Source organism: Dellaglioa sp. CoH-57-MRSF-20 (genome assembly GCF_056781955.1).
Genome location: NZ_JBXAXV010000183.1, coordinates 1 through 347 on the forward strand (window position 1 = coordinate 1; position 347 = coordinate 347).

At 54.5% G+C, this 347-nt stretch carries 1 protein-coding gene; it reads right to left on the reverse strand.

Annotated features, from left to right (window positions below; genetic code table 11):
* Positions 1-347: hypothetical protein (locus AC1RPN_RS08695; RefSeq protein ID WP_481763793.1), on the reverse strand; the 347-nt coding region annotated here is incomplete at both ends.

Below are 347 nucleotides of genomic sequence, written 5' to 3' on the forward strand. Positions count from 1 at the left end.
GTTGCCGCTGATGAAGATGACGAGCTTCGTGTAGTCGATTTCCCACGATTCGCGGCCGAGCGCATTCTCCAGCACCGAAGCCAACTTCACTTCATCCCAGCTCATGATCTCGCGAATACTTTCGGCCAGACGCAGCGTTTTCTTGAACTCGCGCGCCTGCCACGGTGTGATACGGAACGGCTCTTCCTTCTTTTTCTTGTCCTCTTCTGCCTTGTCATCATCGGTTGACGGTTCTTCGATCTTGCGCACCGAGTTCTCGCGATAAGCCAGCATCATTTCGATCTCGGCAAACACGGTCGAGTCGCTGGAGAATTTGCCGTCCGAGAGCAGCGTCCACACATCTTGGT